The organism is Pseudoalteromonas aurantia 208, assembly GCF_014858725.1.
In the GTDB taxonomy this organism is placed as follows: Bacteria; Pseudomonadota; Gammaproteobacteria; order Enterobacterales; family Alteromonadaceae; genus Pseudoalteromonas; species Pseudoalteromonas aurantia.
In genome coordinates, this window is sequence record NZ_AQGV01000012.1 from 2,173,324 (window position 1) to 2,190,996 (window position 17,673).

General features: G+C 40.4%; 14 protein-coding genes. 6 read left to right on the forward strand and 8 right to left on the reverse strand.

Annotation, left to right across the window (positions count from 1 at the left end):
* Nucleotides 1-554 precede the first annotated feature (554 nt).
* The 6 genes from PAUR_RS13300 to PAUR_RS13325 all read right to left on the reverse strand — a co-directional run bounded on the left by PAUR_RS13300 (nucleotide 555) and on the right by PAUR_RS13325 (nucleotide 10,801).
* A complete protein-coding gene (locus PAUR_RS13300) occupies nucleotides 555-1,037 on the reverse strand; it encodes a DUF2919 domain-containing protein (RefSeq protein ID WP_192508179.1) in 483 nt (160 codons plus the stop codon).
* 69 nt (nucleotides 1,038-1,106) lie between these two features.
* Nucleotides 1,107-3,125 (reverse strand): NAD-dependent DNA ligase LigA, encoded by a 2,019-nt coding sequence (gene ligA, locus PAUR_RS13305; protein ID WP_192508180.1) that lies wholly within the window; start codon nucleotides 3,123-3,125, stop codon nucleotides 1,107-1,109.
* A gap of 85 nt (nucleotides 3,126-3,210) precedes the next feature.
* Nucleotides 3,211-3,942, reverse strand: coding sequence for a cell division protein ZipA (gene zipA / locus PAUR_RS13310; RefSeq protein ID WP_192508181.1), 732 nt, complete (start codon nucleotides 3,940-3,942; stop codon nucleotides 3,211-3,213).
* Between the two features lie 17 nt (nucleotides 3,943-3,959).
* Nucleotides 3,960-7,352 carry a chromosome segregation SMC family protein gene (locus PAUR_RS13315; protein ID WP_192508182.1) on the reverse strand — a complete coding sequence of 1,131 codons (3,393 nt, stop codon included), beginning with the start codon at nucleotides 7,350-7,352 and terminating at the stop codon, nucleotides 3,960-3,962.
* 52 nt (nucleotides 7,353-7,404) lie between these two features.
* A complete protein-coding gene (locus tag PAUR_RS13320; RefSeq protein WP_192508183.1) occupies nucleotides 7,405-8,133 on the reverse strand; it encodes an RNA methyltransferase in 729 nt (242 codons plus the stop codon).
* 148 nt (nucleotides 8,134-8,281) lie between these two features.
* On the reverse strand, nucleotides 8,282-10,801 hold the full coding sequence (locus PAUR_RS13325) for a S8 family serine peptidase (RefSeq protein ID WP_192508184.1): 2,520 nt from the start codon (nucleotides 10,799-10,801) through the stop codon (nucleotides 8,282-8,284).
* Nucleotides 10,802-11,299: 498 nt separating this feature from the next.
* On the opposite strand from PAUR_RS13325, the gene PAUR_RS13330 reads away from it, so the two are divergent.
* The 5 genes from PAUR_RS13330 (at nucleotide 11,300) to PAUR_RS13350 (ending at nucleotide 14,973) form a co-directional block, all read left to right on the forward strand.
* The gene (locus tag PAUR_RS13330; protein WP_192508185.1) at nucleotides 11,300-11,779 is read left to right on the forward strand and encodes a curlin subunit CsgB; all 480 of its coding nucleotides are present in this window, start codon (nucleotides 11,300-11,302) and stop codon (nucleotides 11,777-11,779) included.
* Nucleotides 11,780-11,803: 24 nt separating this feature from the next.
* Entirely contained in the window at nucleotides 11,804-13,318 is a 1,515-nt protein-coding gene (locus tag PAUR_RS13335) for a curlin (RefSeq protein ID WP_192508186.1), read from the forward strand.
* A gap of 65 nt (nucleotides 13,319-13,383) precedes the next feature.
* The gene (locus PAUR_RS13340) at nucleotides 13,384-13,767 is read left to right on the forward strand and encodes a CsgE family curli-type amyloid fiber assembly protein (RefSeq protein ID WP_192508187.1); all 384 of its coding nucleotides are present in this window, start codon (nucleotides 13,384-13,386) and stop codon (nucleotides 13,765-13,767) included.
* 1 nt (nucleotide 13,768) lies between these two features.
* A complete protein-coding gene (locus PAUR_RS13345) occupies nucleotides 13,769-14,182 on the forward strand; it encodes a curli assembly protein CsgF (protein WP_192508188.1) in 414 nt (137 codons plus the stop codon).
* 23 nt (nucleotides 14,183-14,205) lie between these two features.
* Nucleotides 14,206-14,973: a CsgG/HfaB family protein gene (locus tag PAUR_RS13350; protein ID WP_404821687.1), complete on the forward strand. Its 768-nt coding sequence runs from the start codon at nucleotides 14,206-14,208 to the stop codon at nucleotides 14,971-14,973.
* Here the strand turns inward: PAUR_RS13350 and PAUR_RS13355 are convergent.
* Nucleotides 14,966-15,673: a helix-turn-helix transcriptional regulator gene (locus PAUR_RS13355; protein ID WP_192508190.1), complete on the reverse strand. Its 708-nt coding sequence runs from the start codon at nucleotides 15,671-15,673 to the stop codon at nucleotides 14,966-14,968. The two genes, PAUR_RS13350 and PAUR_RS13355, sit on opposite strands and share 8 nt — an antisense overlap.
* Nucleotides 15,674-16,110: 437 nt before the next feature.
* Between PAUR_RS13355 and PAUR_RS13360 the strand changes: the two genes are divergently transcribed.
* Nucleotides 16,111-16,407, forward strand: a complete 297-nt coding sequence (locus tag PAUR_RS13360; RefSeq protein WP_192508191.1) for a hypothetical protein — start codon at nucleotides 16,111-16,113, stop codon at nucleotides 16,405-16,407.
* A gap of 111 nt (nucleotides 16,408-16,518) precedes the next feature.
* Here the strand turns inward: PAUR_RS13360 and PAUR_RS13365 are convergent, their stop codons facing one another.
* Nucleotides 16,519-17,109, reverse strand: coding sequence for a CBS domain-containing protein (locus PAUR_RS13365; protein WP_192508192.1), 591 nt, complete (start codon nucleotides 17,107-17,109; stop codon nucleotides 16,519-16,521).
* Nucleotides 17,110-17,673 lie beyond the last annotated feature (564 nt).

Consider the following 17,673-nt stretch of genomic DNA (forward strand, 5'->3'; position numbering starts at 1 on the left):
GTTTATTACCTCAGTTAATTAATCCATCATTAAAATAATTTGGAAATTCATTTGCTAAACACTCAAGCTGCGGCTGAATTCGAGTCATACAAAAGTCAGGGCGGATCAGTCATATCATAATACTGATAATGCTCCTCTGATGAAACAAACAAGCGTAAACCCAATACCAGAGTCTCCACAGCCCATTCTTGGAGAGTAAGTCAATCACATCTGTTTTTTTGAGCCGAGCTAACACAATAAACAGCACTATGATATTTACGCCGTAACTGGTGCTCAGCTTTTGCACTATAAATCATTGAGTATACTTTGATCAGTACTGACAAAGGCACTATTTAGCCGTCAAATGTTGCCCTCACGCCCTCTGAAAATAACTCGTTAGGCGTGTGCAGCGCCAAATACCCCTGATCCACATTACACACACCACGTATCGACATAAAACGGCTTCTGTTGTACATCTGTGATAGGCCCCACCAAGCCATAACATCAATATCAACAGACTCACCATCTACCTTATTACAATCAATATACTCCGTTACACCCGTACAATAAGACCTCTAGGTTTTTAATTTACTTTCGGGTTCTGGCCAGTCATTGAAAAAACAGACCAAATAACGGCTTTTCACTAAATACAAAATCACCCATAACAGCATCACCATCTGCACCGCTAAATAAAATGAAAATTGATAGTAACTTTGTGATGCTTGCAAAATTAACCATATTAGGTCAGCTGCTGCCGTGATGAGTAAAGGCCAACGCATATACCGCCAGTATTTAGCCAACACTTGCGAACTTGTTGGCCTGCGCAATGAGAAAATGACCGTCGGGACCAAGGCAATTGTGCCAATGGCCAAAGAGACAAAAAAGTGTTGTTTGGACTGAAAAAATAGTGACATAAAATCTAAATCAGGCCGCCTAGCTACCGCAGAAAAAATCCACAACAAGTAAGCACGTAGTAATACTAACAGAGTAAGATTAAATCCAATTGGGGTTCTATACACGCCATATTTATCCCAATACTCTGGGCCATATTGCTTCATAACAACACTCCAGCCACCAGCAAGGAGCCCACTATTAATGAGTCATTACTGGTAACGCTTCAGTTTCAATTATTCGTGCTCAGAAAATAATGCAACAAGTGCATCTTCATCGAGCACATCAATGCCTAAATCTTGTGCTTTCGTTAATTTAGACCCCGCCTTTTCACCTGCAACGAGCGCATGAGTATTTTTAGAAACACTGCCTGACACTTTCGCACCGAGTGCTTGTAAGCGTGCTTTAGCATCATTACGATTTAGCTGAGTTAAAGTCCCTGTCAGCACATAGGTCAGCCCTTCAAGCGGTTGACTTAATGATGACTTTTCAGCGATGTCTGGCCAGTTAACACCGACTTCAATAAGCGCACTCACGACGGTTTGATTGTGCGATTCATTAAAAAAGGCATGTAAATGCTGCGCAACAATAACGCCCACATCACTGACTTCTTGTAAACTATCAATGGTGGCTACTGAGACTTTTTCAAGCGTTAAGTAATGATTGGCAAGATTTTGTGCCGTTGCCTCACCGACTTCCCTAATACCGAGCGCATAAAGAAATTTGGCCAAAGTCGTTGTTTTGGCGTCCTCTAACGCAGCCACCAAATTTTTCGCTGATTTTGGCCCCATACGTTCTAATGATTCAAAATGCCCTTGCTTTAATATGAACAAATCAGCAGGTGTATGTATCAGCTCTCGGTCAACCAGCTGCTCGACAATTTTATCCCCTAAGCCATCAATATCTAACGCTTTGCGCGATGCAAAATGCTTAATGGCTTGCTTTCGTTGTGCTTGGCATACTAAACCACCGGTACATCGCGTTGTAGCCTCTCCTTCTACTCGCTCAACATGAGAACTACACACTGGGCATGAATCAGGAAATATAATGTCTTTTACATCATTCGGACGCCGCTCTAACACGACTTGCGTCACTTGTGGGATCACATCCCCTGCTCTGCGCACAATGACAGTATCACCAATTTTAACGCCTAATCGTTCAACCTCGTCACGGTTGTGCAAAGTCGCGTTAGACACAGTCACTCCTCCCACAAATACGGGCTCAAGGCGTGCGACGGGTGTAATTGCCCCCGTTCGGCCTACCTGAAATTCCACATCAAGTAGCTGCGTGATTTCTTCCTGAGCTGGAAACTTAAATGCAATCGCCCACCTCGGTGCTCGCGCAACAAAGCCCAACTGCTGTTGATAAGCCTTGTCATTCACTTTAATAACGACCCCATCAATCTCATAGGGTAACTCTGTACGACGCTGCATAATATCTTGATAATATGCCAATGCAGACTGTGCTCCAGAAACCAACTTTGTTTCTGGACACATAGGCAGTCCCCATGCTTTCAACTGTTCAAGCTGCGAAAAATGCGTTTCTGGTAAATCAACCCCAGTGACAACCCCCATAGAGTAAGCGTACATCATCAGAGGTCTTTTAGCTGTGACCTTGGAGTCGAGTTGCCTCAAGCTCCCTGCGGCTGCATTTCTAGGGTTTGCAAACGTTTTCTCGTCTTTCGCGGCTGCCGTTTCATTTAAACGTGCAAACCCTGCGCTATCCATAAATACTTCACCACGCACTTCAACTTCTTCAGGAATATTGTCTCCCCGCAAACGCAGTGGAATATTGCGTATCGTTTTAACATTCGCCGTTATATTCTCACCTACTTGCCCATCACCACGTGTAGCGGCTTGTACAAGCGCACCATTTCTATACAAAATAGACACCGCTAACCCATCTAACTTGGGTTCACAACAAAACTCTAACTCTTTACTTTCAAGCAATCGCTCTTTGATGCGACGGTTAAATGCGCTGAACTCTGATTCATCAAATGCATTATCTAACGATAACATAGGCACCTGATGATTAACTTGCTCAAACTTACCAAGTGCTTCACCGCCTACTTTTTGTGAAGGTGAATCTGGAGTTAGATACTCAGGGTGAGCTTGCTCTAATGCCATTAGTTCACGCATGATACGATCATACTCAGCATCGGGAATAGAAGGGTTGTCTAGCACATAATACTGATAATTATGTTCCTCTAATTGCTGCTTTAATAACTGAATTTGTTTATTAATTGACTCTGACATCTCAACCTCTGGAAAAACAAAAGCCACGAGTGTGCGCGGCTGCAACTCGTGGCTTATAAAAACGGCGATGGCGCCTAAACTTTAACTATGCTGCGTATTCACGTACTTTTTCTACGTAGGCACGCACAGCGTTCACAGACAAGGGCTCTCGATTGCTATCTAACACTGTCGCGCCAAACTCATCTGCTAACTTTTTAGCCGCACCATGCAACATGTTAAAAGCGGCTAAACTATCACCTTCACATGGCAGCGTCATAAATAAGCTCACACCCGCAGTACCAAACTGTTCCATATTGTCTATATCGAATGTGCCTGGGTTAAACATATTAACTAAACGAAATAGCACTGGCCCATTACCTGAAGGCTCTACATGACGATTAAAAAAGCCTTCATCTGAATACTTAAAACCCAAACTCAATACTGTTGGTAACAAACGAGAACCAGCCATTGTCAGCCCTTCAGGCATCGCTATATGCAATATAATAAAATCACTTGGTTCTTGTGATGAGTGCTCTGAAGCGCCTGTCGTTGGCGTTTCAGTCTCACTGTCTGTTGACACATTTTGAGAGTGCTCATTCGTATCTTCTTCAGAGCTATTTATGACAGTTCCCTCATCAACAGCCGCAAAATTCATTTCACCCATGTCAGGCTCATCATTATTTCGCAAAGAGTCTGTTTGCACAGGTTCAAGCTCTTTTTCTCGTTGCTGTTCTTGTGGCTGTTCCTTTTTGCGAACAGACCATAAACCATGGATCAGTAATCCACCAATTACTAACGCGCTGATCACGATTAGCGCCCATCTCAATTCTGTGGCCATTGCTCACCTTTTTATTCTCATGCTTGTGCCATCTGCACTGCTTGTTCTACGTCAACGGCAACCATTCTCGAAACACCAGGTTCCGCCATAGTTACCCCCGTCAGCCTACCAGCCATTTCCATCGCTATTTTATTATGACTGATGTATATAAATTGCACCGAATGTGACATTTCCTCCACTAAACGACAAAAGCGTCCAACATTGGCATCATCTAACGGTGCATCAACTTCATCTAACATACAAAAAGGTGCTGGATTCAGTCTAAATATAGAAAATACCAATGATAATGCGGTCAGCGCTTTTTCTCCACCACTTAGCAAATGAATTGTGGAGTTTTTCTTTCCCGGTGGCCTCGCCATGATACTGACGCCACTTTCTAATAAGTCATCACTTGTCAGTTCTAAGTATGCACTACCTCCGCCAAAAACTTTAGGAAATAACTCTTTTAAGTCATCATTTATTTGGTCAAATGTGGTTTTAAATCGTATTTTCGTCTCTTTATCTATTTTGCGGATTGCATTCTCTAATGTCTTTAGTGCCGATGTTAAATCATCCAGTTGATCATCCAAATAAGTTTTTCTCTGCGCAGCCTCATCAAATTCTGTAATGGCGGCTAAATTAACCGCACCGAGTTCATTTAATGAAGAAGCCGTCTGGTTTAACATAGTTTGTAAACCCGAAATATGTGCGCCATCAAATAAGTTGGCCTGTACTTTTTGCAAGTCTTGCTCTAATGCCTCAAGGGGCTCTAACGCCGCTTGTGCTTTAATCGCCAGCCCTTGTTCCTCTAGCAGATGCTTTTGCAATAACTCTTTAAGTCGAGACACTTCACTGCTTGATCCCTTTAAACTCACCTGCTTTTGTTGTAGCTGAGTTTTCGCTGCTTGTAATTGTACAGTCAGTGAATCGATAGCAGCCTGTTGTTTTGTCTGCTCGGCCAATAAGCTGACAATTTGCTCATCGACATCAAGCATAGGCTCCTGAAGTAATTGCTGCTCATCCAATAACCCTTGCGCCCTTTCATGTGCCACATCAAGACTTTTTTGCACATGGTCAACTTTTGATTGTGCTAGTTGCAGGGTATTTCTAGCTTGCTGTTCTTTCAAGGTTTGTGCGTGTACATTCGCTAATACACGATCTTTGTCGCGCAGCACATGCTGCTGAGATTGTGCTTTTAGCTCGTAATCGGCTTTAGAGGCTGTAATGTGCAGTTGATGCTGTGATAAACGTGCTTGCGATTGTTCATATGCTGTTTGTAGTTTGGCTAATGCAGCTTGTTCAGTACGTAACTGACCTGACAACTCAGCTTGTTTTTTTTCCAGCATGGCATAACTTTCATGCCACTGTTCCACGGCTGATTTGAGCATTTCGTGGCGTGATTGCAATCCTGCAACTTGTTGCGCTAAAGCGTGTATTTCTTCCTTATCAACAACTTCAGCATGGGCGCTTTGTGCCCTTTGGGCTATCAAAGTCTCCACTTCCTCTTCCAGCTTAGTCAGTTGAGATTCCGCTTGCGGTACTTGTTGCTGCAACGCCCTTAACTTTGCATGTTGGCTCAACAAGCTATCTGAATCAGTGTGTTTGAGCGTCGCACGCCAATTTTTTCCATATAAGGTCCCAGCCCTATCGACACCCAAAACCCAAAACTGAGAGGGATTAAATGACTCCCCTTGCGCTAACAACTGAATGTGATTTAATAGTGCTGGATACACACCGTCTACAATAACTTCCGCGACAGACCCACTTATTACACCAGAAGCATCAGGCCACACTGCATCATCTGCAGCAGATGTGGTGACTTTCAAATGATTTAACCCAAGTAATGCCCTTTCCACAGGTATTTCATACCCTGCTTTCACTCTTAATTCACTCAGTAAAGAAACATAAGGCTCGCTGTTTTCTGGATCTAGTACTCCAGTCAGAGCCTCTATACTTGCAACTAAAGCTGTATTCTTTTGTTGGCGACTATTAAACGCCTGTCTAGCCACATTTAAATTACCGGTCAGTGTGTCTGTTACGTTTTGCTGGTCTTGAACTGAGGCTTGCAACCTAGCAATCTGGCGTGTTTTCGCCGCTAATTCATGTTGCACATCTGTAAGCTTTTTACTTGGATCTTCTTGCCCTAAAACTTGTAATTGCACTTCACATTCGCGATACTTTTCTACTATATACTTTTCATGCTGCTGGCATTGTGTATACTGCTGCTCCGCTTTAATATGAGATGATTGCGCACGTGCTACTTCGTCGGCCAACTGCTGTTGGTGCGCTTCAACGCTCTGAAACTCTTGCAATACCTGCTGACAATATACTTCTAACTTTTCTAATTGAGTATGTGATGCAAGCACACTGTTTACACAGTCTTGTAACGCCCCATCTAGCACAACAATATCAGCTTGATTGATTTCTAGCTGCGCACGCTCTTCTATGACACTTTTACGGTGTTTATCTATTTGCGCCTGTAAGCCGCGAGATTTGTCTATAAAATGTATTTTTTGTTGTTCTGCTTTAGTCAAACTAGTATGTGTTTTATGCAGGCTCTGACTTTGTTCAGCCACACTATCTGTAAGCTGCGCAATTTGGGTATCAAGGGTTGCCAAAATATCGTTATGCCCACTATGCGCAACGTTCAAAAAATCGATTTCTGAGCGTACCTTTTCTATATGATGTAATTTTTGTTGCTGTTTTTCGTGAAAATTTTGCCATTTAAGCACCGCAAGTTGCCCTTTATAAGTGCGTTCTTGCTGTTTAAGTGTACGGTATGATTTTGCATCTTTTGCTTGTATTGCAAGCCTACCTAGCTGTAATTGCAACTCTTTCCGGACATCGAGTAGACGTTCTAAATTTTCTCTGGTACTTTTAATTCGAGTTTGAGTTTCACGCCGGCGCTCTTTATATTTTGATACCCCAGCCGCTTCCTCTAAAAAAGTACGCAACTCTTGTGGTTTACTCTCGATCAGCCGCGAAATCATGCCTTGCTCAATAATGGCATAACTACGAGGCCCAAGGCCAGTACCAAGAAAAATATCCGTGATATCACGTTTTCGACATTTACTGCCATTAAGAAAGTAAAGTGATTGACCGTCTCGCGTTACGAGTCGTTTAATAGACACCTTACTTCGGTCGGCCAGGGTTCCTGGTAAACGACCTTGTGCGTTATCAAACATGAGCTCAACTGACGCTTGTGATATAGGCTTTCGATTCGTTGAGCCGTTGAAAATTACGTCAGTCATCGCATCACCACGCAAATTCTTCGCCGAGCTTTCACCAAGTACCCATCGTACGGCATCAATAACATTCGACTTACCGCAGCCATTGGGACCAACAACACAGGTCATTTGATCAACAAATGGAATTTTCGTGGGTTCAACGAAAGACTTAAAGCCCGCAAGTTTAATACTACTTAAGCGCATATACTAATTAGCTACTCATTAATATGAATATGTACAAACAAAAACATAGTTATTAGTGACGTTTGATATTATCTAAAATAATCCCTGTCGCCATTGCCACATTAAGAGATTCCGCAACACCGAACGCAGGGATGGTTATAGGTGTATTTATGTACTTACTTATGGGCTCTCGGATACCGTGAGATTCGCTTCCCATCACGAGTACACCCTGAGTGGAAAACACCGTTTTATGTACATTTTCGCCATTTAAATACGCACCATATATAGCACCCGAGTAAGACGCTAAAAACTCAGTTAAATCACAACGCACCACATTAACGCGAACAAAAGACCCCATCGTTGCACTGATCACTTTTGGGTTTAGATGATCGGCACAATCTTCACTGACAATAACTTGCTTTAATCCGTACCAATCAGCAACACGAATAATCGTCCCCAGATTGCCAGGATCTGATACACCGTCTAAAGCTAAAACCATACCTGAGGTATCTATCTCGCTCCCCTTTGGAAACGGCACCACAGCAATTGCTGCACTATTACTCACTAACGTACTTACTTTTGTTAAACTTTCACTATCCGCTTCTGTTACGTTAACGCCCTGCAACTTTAGGTGATAGCAAGACAAAAACTCTGCCGTTGCAAATAGTTGTTCAATTTTCAGGCCTGCATCTAGTAATTCAAGGACATTCTTTTCTCCTTGAACTAAATATAATTGATGCTGTTTGCGGTATTTTTTTTGCGCTAAAGCACGCAAGAGTTTGGATTGGTTCTTAGTGATCATAGCCACCTCAATGTTGAGTGACGAAGATTATACCTGAGGTAAAGAAGATTGCGAATATCTCTTTGTATTGAAAAGGCGAAACAGTGGTTGATCCATTCCCCAAAAAAATAAGGCTCATATGAGCCTTATTTTGTACCTTGGGGAGTGATTAATTAAAAGTAACAGTCACTTCTTCAGAACAAATGTCTACAGAGTTAACTGATGTACATACTTTATATACATATTGACTTTGTGTAGCGCGACGAATGAAATCACGATACGCACCTGTGTTCAAAGTCGTCGCCAGTAGCTCGCCATCACGGTAAACATCAACGGTTGATGTCGCCGCGCCTTGATATGATAATTCGATACGAGCAAAACCCAACCTTGTTTTGTTTGCACGCTTTACTTTTAGCTCTGGTGCAGTATCTGAATCACCGGCAACCACCACATCCATAGATCTTGAATCAGTCAATCCCGTGGCATCTGTTACGGTTAACGTCACTGGATATAAACCCGTTGCGCCATAGACATGTACAGGGTTTTGTTCTGATGATGTATTGCCATCACCGAAATCCCATGCCCAAGTCGAAATGTCATCATTTGCATCTCGGCTACCGTCAAAAAAGCTGACTTGTAACGAATCTACAACAGTTAAGAAATCTGCTTCAGGGGCTCTTGGACCTACTTCACCAAGACCTGTCAGTGTTAATGCCCACTGATTAATTGACCCAGTATCTTCAGCATACGTATCGACCACTTTTAGTGTCCAATCACCTTGTGCAACTTCACCATTAAATGCACTGGATGCAAAGGATTGATTGATATCGTCCGCGCCACCGCCTGCTTTATTATGTAATGTTGCGGTAGTTCCTGCTGGTGAGGTTAGCGTAACAACCAAGTCACCAATATAAGTATGTGATATATCAACTAATGTGTCTGAACCAAATATGGTTACTTCGTCTGACACATTGATGATAGAAGATGCACCTGTAGGATCATTATCTGGAATATCAACTTTCTCATTATTACTATAATCAAACTCAGTTAATCCTTGAGGGTTTACATATAAAGATAATTGACTGTCTTTACGCAAATCACCACTGGTTGCTTCAACAGTAAATGAGTAGCTGCCCCATTGAGTATCCGCTGTTGTTGGCGCTGTTAATGTGAATGAGCCGCCTGGCTGCACTGTGCTTGTTGATAACACAGCCCCGGCTAAATCACTTGTTACAGCCAAGCTAATATCACCACTCCATCCTGCAACTGACGCAACTTCAAAAGTATAAGAAGCTGTTTCACCCGCAGTAATTTCTTGCGATACAGGCGTTGCTGATAGTCTGAAGCCTGGCGTTGGATCAGCTTCTTCCAACGCGGTTGCGACATTCAAGCGTTTGCCTGACACGGTCTTTCCGTTTAAAGCTGCATTATCATCACCAGAGTTCATAAGTAACTCTTTTAACTCTGCGGTCGTTAAATCAGGGTTAACAGATAACGCTAATGCTGCAGCGCCAGCAACATGTGGAGTAGCCATGGAAGTACCAGAGTAACTATCATAACCACCGCCAGGGACTGTTGACACAATCGCTGAGCCAGGTGCACCTAAATCAACACTGGTCAAGCCCCATTGCGAGAAGCTCGACATAGCATCAGTATGTGTTGTGCTGGCAATTGACAATATTGATGCATGCTCATAGCTTGATGGGTAGTGTGGGTTAGTATCATTATCAACCGCGCTATTACCTGCTGCTGCTACGAATAAAATGCCCGCTTCTTCTGAACTGGTTAATGCATCTGACATTGCTTGGCTAAAACCACCGCCGCCCCAGCTATTATTAGAGACTCTGACGTCAACACCAGCATTTCTTAAGCCCACTAAATAATCGATACATTTTATTGCATTTGCTGATGAACCACTGCCTGACGCATCTAAGAATTTACAACCAACTATGGATACCTGTTGATTTACACCAACAACACCTACGCCATCGTTACCAACCGCACCAATCGTACCCGATACATGTGTACCATGGCCTTGGTCATCCATAGGGTCACCTACATCTGTTATCGCATTGATCCCATGCATGTCATCAATATAACCGTTGTTATCATTGTCAATACCGTCTCCAGCTATCTCATTTGGATTGATCCACATATTGGCAGTGAGGTCTGGGTGAGTATGATCAACACCTGTATCAATAACCCCTACCACAACATCACGACTACCCACTGAAATATCCCATGCCTCTACGGCATCAATATCTGCATCAGCTGTACCGCCTGTTTGACCTGTATTATGAAGGCCCCAAAGCTCAGAAAACTTAGGGTCATCTGGAGTACCTTGAATTGTTAGTCGGTAATTTGGCTCAACATACTGCACTGCTTCATGTTCAGAAAGTGCCTTTATAACGGCTTTTGGATTCTTTTTATCTAGTTTAAATTCAGCTAAGCGACCTTTTAAGACGTGCTTGTAGCCGTCGTCTATTTCGTCTTTATTTACATCGGTAATTTTTGCGCTGACTAATTGACGAGCGGCCAACCTTTGCGCTTTGGTTGCACTTTCTTTAAATACAACAATAACAGAGTCATTTGTTGCACTTGAATGTTCAGTATCAGTTACAACGTTGATAGCAGCTTGCGAAAAACACGGTAGTAACGCAAGCGTCAAAGCAGATAGTTTTAATTTCATTGTTAGATCCAGTATTTTCTCATAATACTCAAAATGGTTTTGCCCACCATTTAAATATTATTTAAATTAATTTTTAGTGTTCGTCACACTCGTTTTCGGATCTCTCAATATCAATAACATACTCGTTTTCGCGAACACCTGTAAAAAACAGAGTGCTATCACGTGTAAGGTCAGCACGCCTTACAACAAGCAATAAAATAAGCAACGACTAATAGATAACATTAAAAAAATTGATGCTGCAAGCGTAAATATGAAAAACAGTAAAAACTGATTAGCACATTTAAAAAATACATTTTTTTAACAAAATAGTATGAGTCTACTTCTTAGCTATCATGCCAAAAAAGCCATCCTTTTTGACTGAAAATTTAAAAACCTAACACAAAAAACACCAATCAATTGATTTAAAACAATAAATAATTCAATAAAATTACCTATATATTATAGGTTACTGCTTTATTACAGTGAGTTCAGGTCATAAGTGAACACACGAAAAATAAAATGTTAACAAAAAACTCAAAGGACAATGCACATCAACAATTACTCTTGCCAATGCAAAAGTGTGTTGCTCTTTGTGTATTGTATTTGTTTTTTGTATCGTTAAAAATCAGTGCCAATAGCCATGACTTACAAGAATCTCCACTATCAATAAGCATACACCCGTCTTTTTTAGCTAGGGCTCAACACACCAGTGCGCTAGTTCAACAAAACGGTACATTTAATAAAGCAACAATATATCAATCTAGTGACGATTTGAACTCCGTGAATGTATTACAGCTTGGGAGATACAACCTCGCAAACATTACACAAGTAGGATCAAATAACACCATCAACTTACTACAGCAAGGCAGTAATAACTCTGCTGTAATTATACAAGAAGGTGATGCAAATATCGTCAACCTAACGCAATTAGGCGAACACGCATTCGTTATCCATCAGCAAGGTAACGATATGATAGTGAACGTCAGCGTTACAAAATAATTCAATATAGAACAGGATATTACTATGCTAAAAAAATCACTCATTACATGTGCCATTGCGCTTGCTCTTGGTTATGGTAATGCAGCACTTGCTGCTGATTCAAAAGACACAGGCAATACAATTCACTCAGACTTTATGGCAAATGCACAACAAAATAAAGTGGAGATCAGTCAAACGTCTACTAACCCTTCTATAGGCAATGCCGTTTCTGTAACACAAACAGGTACTGTCAATGGTGCACAAATTACTGTCACCGGTGACGATAACCAGCTGAGCAGTGTACAAGCCGGTGACAATAACTTACAAACGACCACCATCACTGGTAACGATAACCACCTTGCCAATAATCAAAATGGCAGTGATGCTAAAACACAAATCAACATTACCGGTGACGCGAATATGCTTGCGATTACTCAAGACGGCTTAGCGGGCTTGGGTAACATTGGTAGTCAAGTAATCACTAATATCAACGGTACTGACAACAAACTTAGCATTGAACAAGGCGACGGTGGTCATTGGACATTTGTGAGAGATTTACAAGGTAACGAAAATGAAATTAACGTTACCCAAAATGGCGAATGGGGCGAGGTTCATTTAAATAGCATTCAAGGCGATGATAATGAAATTGATGTCGAGCAAGATGGGTTTTGGAATGTTGCAACGGTTGATAGCCTAGAAGGACACGAAAACGAAATTGAATTTGAACAAGAAGGCGACCGAAACCGTCTAACCGTTGAAGCCATTGTTGGTGACGACAATGACATTAAAGTTGAACAAATTGGCGATAGCAATAAGTTAGAGTTTGCAGCTGTAACAGGAGATGATAATAACCTATCACTTGAACAAAATGGCGATAACAATACGCTAACAAGTGGCTTATTTGAAGGCAATGATAACGAAGTTGTTGCAAATCAAGTTGGTAATACCAATACGCTAGAATTGGATATACAAGGTAACGACAATGACTTTGATGTTCGACAAAAAGGCGATGATAACAAAGCCTATTTAGGTGTTATTGGTGATAATAATACCTTCTCAACGATGCAAGATGGCAATGAAAACAATAGCCATATCGCAAATTTTAATGGCTCAAATAACACATTCTCGATTGCTCAAACTGGTGGGGATTTAAACCACGCAACAATCCAAACCTCTTACCCTGATACATCATTAGAAACGTCTAACAACACTATTGATGTAACACAAACAGGCAGTGAGAATGACGTGAGCGTTACACTTAGTAGTGTAATTGCAAGTAACGACAACACAGTTACATTTGTACAAGATGGTGGCCTAAATGCCATAGACTTAATGCTTGAAGGCACAGGTAATAGCATTGACATTGCACAAATTGGAGACATGAACATGGTCTCAGGTATCGATGGTGGGGCATTCCTATTGGCTGGCAATGAGCTGAGCTTAACAATCAACCAAACAGGTACTGGTAACCTTGTCGAAGGTGGTATGTCTCAATTAAATGGCGATGTTTCAATTACGCAAGTTGGCGACTTTAATACAACGACAGTAACACAAAAGTAATAGAGTATGACAAGGCAGTGCGGGCAGCTCCCGTGCTGCTTTCATACAATTTAAGAGTCATTATTATGAATGCAGTACTGAAAATTTTCTTTTTCATAATTATTTCTACCTCCAATTCCATTCGTGCACAAGAAGATATTGGTGGTTTTTTATTAGATCAAAGCATTAGCCGATCTGGATACGAGTTTTATTATCAATTAAGCATGTTGTGGCAAGATATCCCCAATACATCAGGTGCAAGTGTTGTTATAAAAGAAACTTTAATTCCTCGTGCTGGGACAGTTTTAAAAGTTGAGCTCAATAACAAAATAGTTTATCAAACATTTATGGGGAGACGACTCAAACCGATTGATGAACAAGTCGAGCAGGCAGCCATTACGCTGGTCAACCTCATCGCATCAAACAACTTCAGTGAATTTAACCAAGACATGGCAAGCAGTGGTCTTTAATATGAAAAAAATACTCATTACTACCCTATTCATCTCACCACACTTACTGGCAAGTGAATTGGTCTATACGCCAATAAACCCGAGCTTTGGCGGCAGCCCTCTCAATGCCAGCATGCTCATGAATAAGGCACAATCTCAGAATAAGCATAAAGCTCATACAACAGAAAAGACGTATGCGGAACGATTACAAGAGTCATTAGAGCGTTCATACATCAATAAAATCGTTCGAGAGCTCACTGACCTCGCATTTGGTGAAAACCCAGCTGATAATGTATTCGGACAAGACTCAACTTTTATAAGTGGTGACTACGAAATTAAGATGATCACCAGCAACTCTGACAGTATCACTGTACAGATCACTAATTTAATTGATGGTGAGATTGTGACCATCGAAGTACCTAGGTTTAACCCATGATAAAGTACACAATAAAAATAATAATGATGACTATACTATTAGGGTGCACTGTAGCCTGTTCAAACATATCGCAAGTGCTTCCCCCGGATATTAAAATAGCCCAAACATTAGAACAAACAGATACGTTCTCCGAATTGCAAACGCTACCTGAACCGATGGGGAGTATCCCTGTATCGGTCTACTCATTTCGAGACCAAACAGGTCAATATAAGCCAATTGCTAATGTAAGCTCATTTTCGACGGCTGTAACACAAGGTGCTTCAGCTATATTAGTACAAGCACTCAATGAAACAGATTGGTTTATACCTGTTGAGCGAGAAGGTTTACAAAATATCTTAACAGAGCGAAAAATAATACGAGCTGCGCAAGACAGCAATACAGGCGCAAAGAATAAACTTCCTCCATTGAAAACAGCAAAAATACTGATTGAAGGTGGTATTATTAGTTACGATTCCAACACAAAAACCGGCGGTCTAGGGGCCGAATATTTTGGTATAAGCACTTCTGAATTATACCGAGAAGATGTTATTTCTATCTATATGCGTGCTGTTGACGTAAGAACTGGGGTTGTTCTCACATCAGTTGCAACAACCAAAACGGTGTTGAGCCATGAGGTTAGAGCTGGATTTTTCCGTTTCGTTAGTTATAAGCGCTTAGCCGAAGCTGAAGCCGGCTACACAAATAACGAACCTATGCATATTTGTGTAAAGCAGGCGATTGAAAAAGCGCTGGTAAACTTAATTCAAAGTGGTATCAAAAAAGGAATTTGGTCACCTAAAAAACTCAGTTAGTATGGTAACGAGTTAACGCATCGGGGAAAAACTGTCTGGCCCAATTAAGTAACTCGATGCGATTACGCGATTTTGTCTTCTTAAAAGCACTATATAAGTGTGTTTTTACCGTATGATCACTAATATGCAATTTGTTGGCTATTTCCTTATTCTGAGCCCCTTCTGCAATCAGCTTAATAATTGTTTTCTCACGCTTAGTTAAGTTATATTGCGTTTCATCAATCTCTGCAGCAGGTGTTATATTTTTTGTTTGTAAATGTTCCGATAACAACTCTGAGAATGTGCTACTAATTATGCTTCGACGAAACCACAACTCACCATCGATAATAGAACGGATACTTTTTAGCTGTACATCAGGCGTATCAGTATCATAAATCACACCTTTAATACCCGCCAGCAATGCGCTCCTTTCAGACACTGCTGTCTCTTTTACATTTACTAATACAATAGAGTTTCGTTTTGCAAGTGCACTTATATTTGCAGGGATATACTCATTCCATTTAACCCCAACCATATCAATAAACACGACATCATGAATATTGTCATCTGAGACTTGCTCAATAGCCATATCAAGATTCAATGAAAAAACACACTCAACTTCCAGCATGAGTAAAATACTTCGTAAATAATATAAATTACTCTGCTCTTTTATCGTTTGCTGTGCCGTAACAATTGTAGCCAAACGCGCAGCTTTTCCCATGTGATTACCTTTTCATTTTCCACAAGCACCCGATGAACTTGTTTCTGTTCCGATAAGAATTAAACTACACAAAAAAAACATATATGTAAATATTATGTTTTATTACAAAATAGTTTATCAAATGCAATAATAAATACCGAAGTAAAAATTAAAACCATCTAAAACATACTGATATATCATAAAAACATCTTCAAGAGCACTCAATGAAAAGCAAAAAAAAGCAAAAAAACTTGTATTGACAGCAAACATTTTATCGATTTATTTTAACAAAAGCATTCACTCTTACGTACAAAAAGGTACATCTACTCTTGTTATCATTCAGTTTCTTTTCTTGATACTGACTTTTGCTAAAAATAAATCATGATTTTTCTAAAGTATTCACTTTATAGGTCGATAGCTTGTTTGAATAATCACTAATTATAAAAGGCATAAATTTAATGGGTATTGAGTTCGCGGTGCTCACACTAAATATGATAGTGCTGGTCATTGCCTATGGATTACTGAACCCAAGCTTTGCTGGTAATTGTTTACGTAAGATATTGATGCAAGATGTAATGGCACTCAGTGTATCGCTGCTTGTAATTGGAACAAGCTTCATGAACACAACTCTTAGCTTCACCTTACTCGCATTTAATGTAAACTGGTTTTGGTTCACCTTACTGACGTTTATCATATTACAAGTACCTATGTTCATTTGGTACGCTAAACGATGGCAAGTGATGTTTTCCCGATAGTTACATTCATGAAAAAGGCGCCTAATGGCGCCTTGGCTTTTCTTTAATTTACATTACTTTTGGACAATCTAACCATCTGGCACGACTGTACGCCCTATGGTTGGAAATACGTTATATTTCAGTGTGGTGCCACAAAGAGTCAACAATTTCACTAAAAGTGTTCGCCTGCTTTGCTTGATTTAATGGTCGTTTGATCATTTTTGACAAATTGATTAAGTCAAAATATCCACAAAGCTGACCATTCTCTTCATCGGTTACTAATAAATATTCATGACCTGCACTTTCCATCGTCTTTAAAATATCACCAATTTGTAACTGAGTGACAATATGGCTTGATATGCTATGTAATTGTGGCAAAGTGATCATTACTTGAGATACTGTAAGCTCGTGACGTTTGAGTCTTAACTTAGTTGCTATTTTTAATATGTGACGACTGGATAAACGCGCTCTTGAAATCATACCTTGTATTAAGCTTTGCTGATCAATAACAAAACTCGTACGTATATGCGTTTTATCTAAAATGAGCGCAGCCTCATTTAAATTAATACCCCCTTCGATCACTTGCACTGGTATTAAGTTGAAGCAATGCATAGCCTGAAATGCAGGACTGTCTAATGACAACTGAGCATCATTATGTAACAACCAACCAACTTGGTCATACTTAGATAAACTTTGAGTGTTAATTGAAGTATAAACTGACATACTACCGCCTATTAATAATTTAAGCTGACAAAAAAATGTATTATGTTTTTTGCTTAAATTATAGGCGGCGCTCGTATTATATAAATCGTATGTCTATCAAAATTTTGTGCTACTAAGCACGGCTTATCACACTCAGGATATTGAACATGGTTGGGTTGTAAAAGTTCTGAAGCCGTGAATTCATCTGGCTCAATCTCGCTTTGATTAGATTCATCAAAAATAATAAGCTGTTGTTGGTAACTTAACTCAGTGGATGCATAACCAAGCGGTGCGTTTGCTATTAAACATAACAATACACACAACACAGATATAATAAACCACTTAGGAAACTGCACGTTTATAAAGCTCCAAGCTCAAATATAAATGACTTTCAACCTTGTATAATAGTGTATGGTCATCACTCGTGATAAACAAGTCACTACCATCAATAAATCTCGCTTTGATGACATAGCAGAATACAGAAAAACAAATAAAAACATTAATTTCATAATGTTAAAAAAAACCTACAATCCTAAACTCCGATTTCTGCAACAGTTTGTTACTTAATTAGGCATACTTCATACA

Coding starts and splice junctions, on each gene's coding strand:
- PAUR_RS13325 (WP_192508184.1), bottom strand. CDS start 10,801: ATGAAATTAAAACTATCTGCTTTGACGCTTGCGTTACTACCGTGTTTT.
- PAUR_RS13340 (WP_192508187.1), top strand. CDS start 13,384: ATGAATGCAGTACTGAAAATTTTCTTTTTCATAATTATTTCTACCTCC.
- PAUR_RS13365 (WP_192508192.1), bottom strand. CDS start 17,109: ATGTCAGTTTATACTTCAATTAACACTCAAAGTTTATCTAAGTATGAC.
- zipA (WP_192508181.1), bottom strand. CDS start 3,942: ATGGCCACAGAATTGAGATGGGCGCTAATCGTGATCAGCGCGTTAGTA.
- ligA (WP_192508180.1), bottom strand. CDS start 3,125: ATGTCAGAGTCAATTAATAAACAAATTCAGTTATTAAAGCAGCAATTA.
- PAUR_RS13350 (WP_404821687.1), top strand. CDS start 14,206: ATGATGACTATACTATTAGGGTGCACTGTAGCCTGTTCAAACATATCG.
- PAUR_RS13360 (WP_192508191.1), top strand. CDS start 16,111: ATGGGTATTGAGTTCGCGGTGCTCACACTAAATATGATAGTGCTGGTC.
- PAUR_RS13335 (WP_192508186.1), top strand. CDS start 11,804: ATGCTAAAAAAATCACTCATTACATGTGCCATTGCGCTTGCTCTTGGT.
- PAUR_RS13345 (WP_192508188.1), top strand. CDS start 13,769: ATGAAAAAAATACTCATTACTACCCTATTCATCTCACCACACTTACTG.
- PAUR_RS13355 (WP_192508190.1), bottom strand. CDS start 15,673: ATGGGAAAAGCTGCGCGTTTGGCTACAATTGTTACGGCACAGCAAACG.
- PAUR_RS13330 (WP_192508185.1), top strand. CDS start 11,300: ATGTTAACAAAAAACTCAAAGGACAATGCACATCAACAATTACTCTTG.
- PAUR_RS13315 (WP_192508182.1), bottom strand. CDS start 7,352: ATGCGCTTAAGTAGTATTAAACTTGCGGGCTTTAAGTCTTTCGTTGAA.
- PAUR_RS13320 (WP_192508183.1), bottom strand. CDS start 8,133: ATGATCACTAAGAACCAATCCAAACTCTTGCGTGCTTTAGCGCAAAAA.
- PAUR_RS13300 (WP_192508179.1), bottom strand. CDS start 1,037: ATGAAGCAATATGGCCCAGAGTATTGGGATAAATATGGCGTGTATAGA.